The following is a 6493-nucleotide window of genomic DNA, read 5'->3' as shown; positions in this document are numbered from 1 at the left end:
GAAGCGCTTAAAATCGCCACAAGAGAGCTACCGAACCTTACAGAGATTTTCCCGCACGAAGAAGAAATAAAATCAAAGATTTTATCTGGCATAATAAGAGCAAAGGGGAAAGTTGAAGAAACAGACAAATTTTCAGCAATTAACTTTATTGCATCTCTGGCAGGAGAATGTGCAGTAGTCTCAGCCCCAGAAGAAACGAAAATCAATGAAGCATCCCCGTTCGGGCCAGACTCCAATGAGTCTAATGCTATCTGGAATGACCAAGGAAAGAACTGTGTGGACGTAGCAATATTCCCGCACAAAGATTATCATGTTTGGACTATATCCCTATTTTTTAATGAATTAAAGAGTCATGGAATTCGCTGCAAAGTGGTGGACATTTCCGGACAATGGAGAAATGCAGGCGTAAGGGAAGCAGCCAAGAAGTTCAATATAGAACTTATTGGACTGGGTGAGTTTATTATATCAGAATACCATCCAAAACTAATAGTTTCTTTCAACGATTGGGATCATGTAACCCGCCCAATAATTGTAGCCGCGAAAAACGCAGGCATTCCAACAATGGCTATCGTTGAAGGTATTCAGGACTATAATGATGCAGATACTGGACGCATAAGAGAAGCATACCGAACAGCTGACACCATTCTACTCCCAGGAGACTTTGATAAAAAATACTTCTCCCAATCAGAACAGAATCTTTTTTCCGTTGGCATCCCTAGAATAGAAAGCATGAGACATTCCTCTCCACCTTTACCTGCTACTTCAAAGGTTAGAGTGCTAATAAACTCAAACTTCTCATACGGCGTGCAAGAAGATAGCCGAGACGAGTGGGTTCGCTCAGCGATTAGATGCTGTATAGATCTTGGAATGGAGCCAGTACTCAGCAGGCATCCGGCTGATAGTGGAACTGTTGGAGACGAATATCTATCCAACTCAAATTTTTACGATGCACTTTCAGATTGCCATCTTACGATACAAAGGTTTGCCTCGGGAATATTGGAAGCTTTAGCATTCAAACGTGGCGTTATCTATTTCAACCCTCACGGGGAGGAAGTAGACAAATTTACGTCTGATCCTATGGGCGCATACGTTATTGCTAAAAACGAGTCTGCATTGAAAAATGAATTGCAATCTTGGGAAAAGTGGGTTTTGGCAGCAACAGACAATGGGCAACACTTTCTTGACTTACACGCAGGCGATTCAAGAAGTAGCTCCTCTAATAACATTACAAAGTGCATAAAATTATCCATCGACAACAACATCCAAAACGAAACATTTGATAAGTTTTACAGAAACTTGAGGGCTATTGACCTGGAGACAGGAGCCCTTTGCCACGCAGTCAAACACGGAAGACAGCTATTTGACGATGTCAACTCCTCGAATAGTAAAATGGATGAAATTAGAAAAAAACATGAAAAAGACAAAAATCTCAATTTTCCAAACAAACCCGAGCGCCCGAAAAACACACAAAACCGCGCAAAAAGTGCAATTGGAAATTTGTCCTCGGCGAGTGTACCCCTCCTCGCCAGTCGCCTACTAATCGCCCCCGCAGCAATGCTGCCGCGGGTGGAGGTCGGTGGTGACCTGAGCGCCCGGACCGCGCAATTACTATCGGAAGATAACCCGGAGGCAGCGTATTTGCACAGGGTTCTGAACTGGGCCCGCAGAGAAATAGCGAACACAAGCGAGTGCTGAGGCGCTACAAATAACGCCCCCTGACCTCAAGAACCTCATTGGGTGACAGAATGCCCAAGCAAGCGCGCTGAGCCATCTAAGACCGCCGCGCTTGCCAAACCCGAGGCAGTCACCCGTCAAAATTATCCCTTGGCCCCTCGTATGAGAGGAGGCCAGCACGGGGCAGGTCAGCCTGAATTTAACAAACGGAAACGTATTCTAGCGGCGCCGCAGGAACAGGGATATTTTTCGGATTGGCCCCGTGATTTTCCAAGAATTGGAGGTGTAAAGAGCGTGCAAATTTTCGGACTGCTCTGCAACACGGCGTTCTAGGGCGGCTTCTTTTTCCTGTGCCAACCTGAGGGCCTCGTCTTTATTCGCAATGCTCTGTTGCGCTCGAAGCAACTCCTCGGCACTTCGAGAGAGCCTGGCCTCAAGGTCACTCATCGACTTCAGCTCTCTTGCGAGTGTCTTCTGACGGACCGATTGCGTTTCGATGTCACGCAGCAGCGAGGACACGCTTTCTTCCAGCAATTCGTTTTTCGAAACGGCTTGCTCCCGTTGGGTTTCAAGTGTCTCCAGCCGGTTTTGGAGCTCGGTTACCTCTGTTTCAGCAGCTTTCCGTTCCGCCAAGACAAGCGTCACAAGTTCAGAGCTCTTTTCAAAGGATGGACAAGGACCGCAGATCATGGCCTCAATTTCCGTCGCAAGAGCCTGGGCTTTAGGCGTGATTTGTAGAAGATGCAGGCTGACCAGATGGCTCAAAGCACAAGGTTCAGTCTCTTTTGTTTCCAAAATTTCTGTCGGCAAAGGGGACAGCGGGATGTTGAGTTGATTCGCTACGGCTTGCCAACTGTCTGTGTCCCCCTTCAGAAGAGGCGCTTTTGCCATGACACGCACCTGGCGCCGAACCTTGCGATAGGTCTGCAAGAAGGCTTCTGCTTCTTCAATCCAGTCCTGTAGTGCTTTGCCGTGATCTGCAGTACCAACCAGCCGCCGCGCGAGGTTTTGGCTCGGCGTCTCAGTAGGTACGATGATTAGACTATCCCCATGTTCAGCCAGCGCACCTTCCAAAGATGGGTAAATTAATGCTTCAACGCCGAAAAATGCGGCGTTCGATAATGCCTTCAGGCGTGAAACCTCTTTGTCCTCCGAGCAGATAAACCGCAACGGACTAGGGTTTCGAGCAACATCGGTCGCCTGGCTGGTTGTTGCTGTGTCATCCTGCATGCGCATTGATCCATTTACATCATTGATTTCTGCGCAAACAATCATAGACGCTTTGGTTAATCCAGATTTTTCCGCAAGGTTCGCCCTCGTAGAGAAGAGGATTGCGCAGGTGGTTTAGATTGCGGCACGTCACCAGCCTCCAGTAACGTCTATAGAGAGCATTCTTACCCTTCACATGCTCTTTGATCTTCCCTATCCCTGAGCACGCATTGGGGCAGGAATGAATGGGTAAAGCTAGGTATGAAAAAAGCGCTTATCACCGGGGTGACGGGGCAGGATGGCTCCTATCTGGCGGAGTTTTTGCTGGAGAAGGGCTATGAGGTGCATGGGATCAAACGCCGTGCCTCCTCCTTCAACACGCAGCGGGTGGATCATATCTTTGAGGACCCCCATACCGACAATGCCCGTTTCAAACTGCATTACGGCGATCTCACCGACAGTTCCAACCTGACGCGGATCCTGTCCGAGGTGCAGCCCGATGAGGTCTATAACCTCGGCGCGCAGAGCCATGTCGCGGTCTCCTTCGAGGCGCCGGAATATACCGCCGATGTGGATGCCATGGGCACCCTGCGCCTCTTGGAGGCGATCCGGTTCCTGGGGCTGGAAAAAAAGACCCGGTTTTATCAGGCCTCGACCTCGGAACTCTATGGTCTGGTGCAAGAGGTGCCGCAGACCGAGACCACGCCCTTCCACCCGCGCAGCCCTTATGCGGTGGCCAAGATGTACGCCTATTGGATCACGGTGAACTACCGCGAGGCCTATGACATGTATGCCTGCAACGGCATCCTGTTCAATCACGAGAGCCCGCGCCGCGGCGAGACCTTCGTCACCCGCAAGATCACCCGCGGTCTGGCCAATATCGCGCAAGGTCTCGAGGATTGCCTTTACATGGGCAATATCGATGCGCTGCGCGACTGGGGTCACGCCAAGGATTACGTGCGCATGCAGTGGATGATGCTGCAGCAGGACGCGCCGGAAGATTTCGTCATTGCCACCGGCGTGCAGTATTCGGTGCGCCAGTTCATTGAATGGAGCGCCGCCGAGCTGGGCGTCACCCTGGCCTTCACCGGGGAGGGCACCGATGAGGTCGCCACCGTGGCGGCCATCGAAGGCGACAAGGCCCCGGCGCTGAAGGTGGGTGACGTGATCCTGCGCATCGATCCACGCTATTTCCGCCCCGCCGAGGTGGAGACCCTGCTGGGCGATCCGGCCAAGGCCAAGGCGAAACTGGGCTGGACGCCCGAGATCACCGTGCAGGAAATGTGCGCCGAAATGGTCCGTGAGGATCTGAAGGTGGCGCAGCGCTCCCGCGTGCTGATGGAGCACGGCTATGACACGCCGGTGGCGCGCGAGGACTGAGGGTATGAGTGCTAAACCACGTCTGTTCCTCACCGGCGGCGGCGGCATGGTGGGGCGCAATGTTCTGGATCACGCGGCAGCGGCCGGTTGGGAGATCCTGGCGCCGCGCAGCCGCGATCTGGACCTGACGGATGCGGGTGCCGTGGAGGCCTATCTGGAGGCGCATAAACCCGATCTGGTGATCCATGCGGCGGGCCGAGTCGGTGGCATCCAGGCCAATATGGCCAATCCGGTGGCCTTTCTCGATGAAAACCTCGCCATGGGGCGCAATGTCATCATGGGGGCGCGGGCCGCGGGTGTGACCCGGCTGATCAATCTTGCCTCCACCTGCATGTATCCGCGCGAAGGGGAAAATCCGCTGCGCGAGGAGAGCATCCTCACCGGCGCGCTGGAGCCCACCAACGAAGGCTATGCCCTGGCCAAGATCATGGCCATGCGCCTGTGCGATTACATCCGTCAGGAGAACCCCGGCGCGCTCTACAAGACGCTGATCCCCTGCAACCTTTATGGCGCTTACGACAAGTTCGACCCGAAACATTCGCATCTGCTGCCAGCCATCATCCACAAGGTGCATCAGGCCATGAAGACGGGGGAGACCGAAGTCGAGATCTGGGGCGATGGCACCGCGCGGCGCGAATTCATGTTCGCCGCCGATCTGGCCGATGCCATCTGGAAGGCGGCAGAGGACCTTGAGACGCTCCCCGGTGCGATGAACATCGGCCTTGGCCACGATCATTCGATCAACGATTATTACGCCACCGTGGCCGATGTGATCGGCTGGCAGGGCTCCTTCACCCATGATCTGAGCAAACCCGTGGGCATGAAGCAGAAGCTCTGCTCGACCGAGCGCCAGACCGCCTGGGGCTGGCAGGCGCCGACCTCCTTGCGCGATGGGATCGCGCAGACCTATCGCTATTATCTGGAAAGCGGACACGCATGACCTTCACATACCCTCTTGCCACCTCCTCCTGGGATCAGGCGGAACAGGATGCGCTGCAGCGCGTGATCGCCTCGGACATGTTCTCGATGGGCCCCGAGGTGCGCGCCTATGAAGAGCAGTTCGCCGCCCAGTTCGGCAGCAAGTTTGCCGTCATGGTCAACTCCGGTTCTTCGGCGAACCTGTTGATGACCGCGGCGCTCTGTTTCACCAAGAACCCGGATCTGAAGCTGGAACGCGGCGATGAGATCATCGTCCCGGCGGTCAGCTGGTCCACCACCTATTACCCCCTGGGCCAATATGGCCTCAGGATGAAATTCGTCGATATCGACCGCGAGACGCTGAATTACGATCTGGCGGCGCTGGAGGCGGCCATTACGGACAAGACCCGCGCCATCATGGTGGTGAATCTCTTAGGCAACCCCAATGATTTCGACGCCATCCAGGCGCTGATCGGGGACCGCAAGATCGTCATGATCGAGGACAATTGCGAATCCATGGGCGCCACCTATGGCGGCAAGGAAGCCGGCACCTTCGGCGTCATGGGCAGCTATTCGTCGTTCTTCTCGCACCATATCTCCACCATGGAAGGCGGCATGGTGGTCACCGATGACGAGGAACTCTACCACGTCATGCTGAGCTTGCGCGCCCATGGCTGGACCCGCAACCTGCCGAAATTCAACCATGTCACCGGTGAGAAGTCGGATGATCCTTTCGAGGAAAGCTTCCGCTTCGTGCTGCCGGGCTACAATCTGCGCCCGCTGGAGATGTCCGGCGCGCTGGGGCAGGAGCAGCTGAAGAAACTGCCGGGCCTGATCGAAGGGCGCCGCGCCAATGGGGCGCTGGTGCAGGAAAAACTCGCCGATCATCCCAAGTTCATGATCCAGCGCGAGATCGGCAAATCGAGCTGGTTCGGTTTCTCGCTGGTGATCCGCGAAGAGGCGGGGCTGATGCGCGCCGATCTGGTGAAACAGCTGGCGGCTGCCGGGTTCGAATGCCGCCCCATCGTGGCCGGTAATTTCGCCAAGAACGAAGTGATGAAATATTTCGACTATGACATTCACGGTGCGCTGACGAATGCCGATTACATTGATGCAAACGGGCTGTTTGTCGGCAATCATCACTACCCCCTCCCCGAGGCGGTAGCGGCCCTGGCGGCGCTCTGATCCGCGGCGGCAGATAGTATATGTCAGACGCGTTGCGGTCACACCTTAAACTGGTGCGCCCAACTCGCGGCATTCAGTTGAGACTCTCCGCTTTAGACACAAGCTCCAATTCCAATATAATGGAAGA

At 54.5% G+C, this 6493-nt stretch carries 5 protein-coding genes; 4 read left to right on the top strand and 1 reads right to left on the bottom strand.

What is annotated here, in order from left to right; all coding sequences use genetic code 11:
* Positions 1-1695: glycosyltransferase family protein (locus tag AC5SSZ_RS00385; RefSeq protein WP_495436083.1), on the top strand; the 1695-nt coding region annotated here is incomplete at its 5' end.
* 198 nt (positions 1696-1893) lie between these two features.
* Here the strand turns inward: AC5SSZ_RS00385 and AC5SSZ_RS00380 are convergent.
* Positions 1894-2904, bottom strand: a complete 1011-nt coding sequence (locus AC5SSZ_RS00380; protein ID WP_274839030.1) for a hypothetical protein — start codon at positions 2902-2904, stop codon at positions 1894-1896.
* 240 nt (positions 2905-3144) lie between these two features.
* Between AC5SSZ_RS00380 and gmd the strand changes: the two genes are divergently transcribed.
* From gmd to AC5SSZ_RS00365, 3 genes are read left to right on the top strand one after another with little or no spacing between them, the layout of a single operon-like run.
* Entirely contained in the window at positions 3145-4263 is a 1119-nt protein-coding gene (gene gmd, locus AC5SSZ_RS00375; RefSeq protein ID WP_274836100.1) for a GDP-mannose 4,6-dehydratase, read from the top strand.
* 4 nt (positions 4264-4267) lie between these two features.
* Positions 4268-5203, top strand: a complete 936-nt coding sequence (locus AC5SSZ_RS00370) for a GDP-L-fucose synthase family protein (RefSeq protein ID WP_274838577.1) — start codon at positions 4268-4270, stop codon at positions 5201-5203.
* On the top strand, positions 5200-6366 hold the full coding sequence (locus tag AC5SSZ_RS00365; protein ID WP_274838578.1) for a DegT/DnrJ/EryC1/StrS family aminotransferase: 1167 nt from the start codon (positions 5200-5202) through the stop codon (positions 6364-6366). The genes AC5SSZ_RS00370 and AC5SSZ_RS00365 overlap by 4 nt, the downstream gene beginning before the upstream one ends.
* Positions 6367-6493: the final 127 nt, after the last annotated feature.

The sequence above is a fragment of the Phaeobacter sp. CC-HEC084 genome, from assembly GCF_059429255.1.
The sequence above is the reverse complement of the archived record's forward strand: the minus strand, read 5'-3'. Positions and strand labels throughout refer to the sequence as shown.

What these genes read in the sequence shown, in the direction of transcription:
- AC5SSZ_RS00380 (WP_274839030.1), bottom strand. Translation starts at nt 2,904, where the DNA reads ATGCAGGATGACACAGCAACAACCAGCCAGGCGACCGATGTTGCTCGA.
- gmd (WP_274836100.1), top strand. Translation starts at nt 3,145, where the DNA reads ATGAAAAAAGCGCTTATCACCGGGGTGACGGGGCAGGATGGCTCCTAT.
- AC5SSZ_RS00370 (WP_274838577.1), top strand. Translation starts at nt 4,268, where the DNA reads ATGAGTGCTAAACCACGTCTGTTCCTCACCGGCGGCGGCGGCATGGTG.
- AC5SSZ_RS00365 (WP_274838578.1), top strand. Translation starts at nt 5,200, where the DNA reads ATGACCTTCACATACCCTCTTGCCACCTCCTCCTGGGATCAGGCGGAA.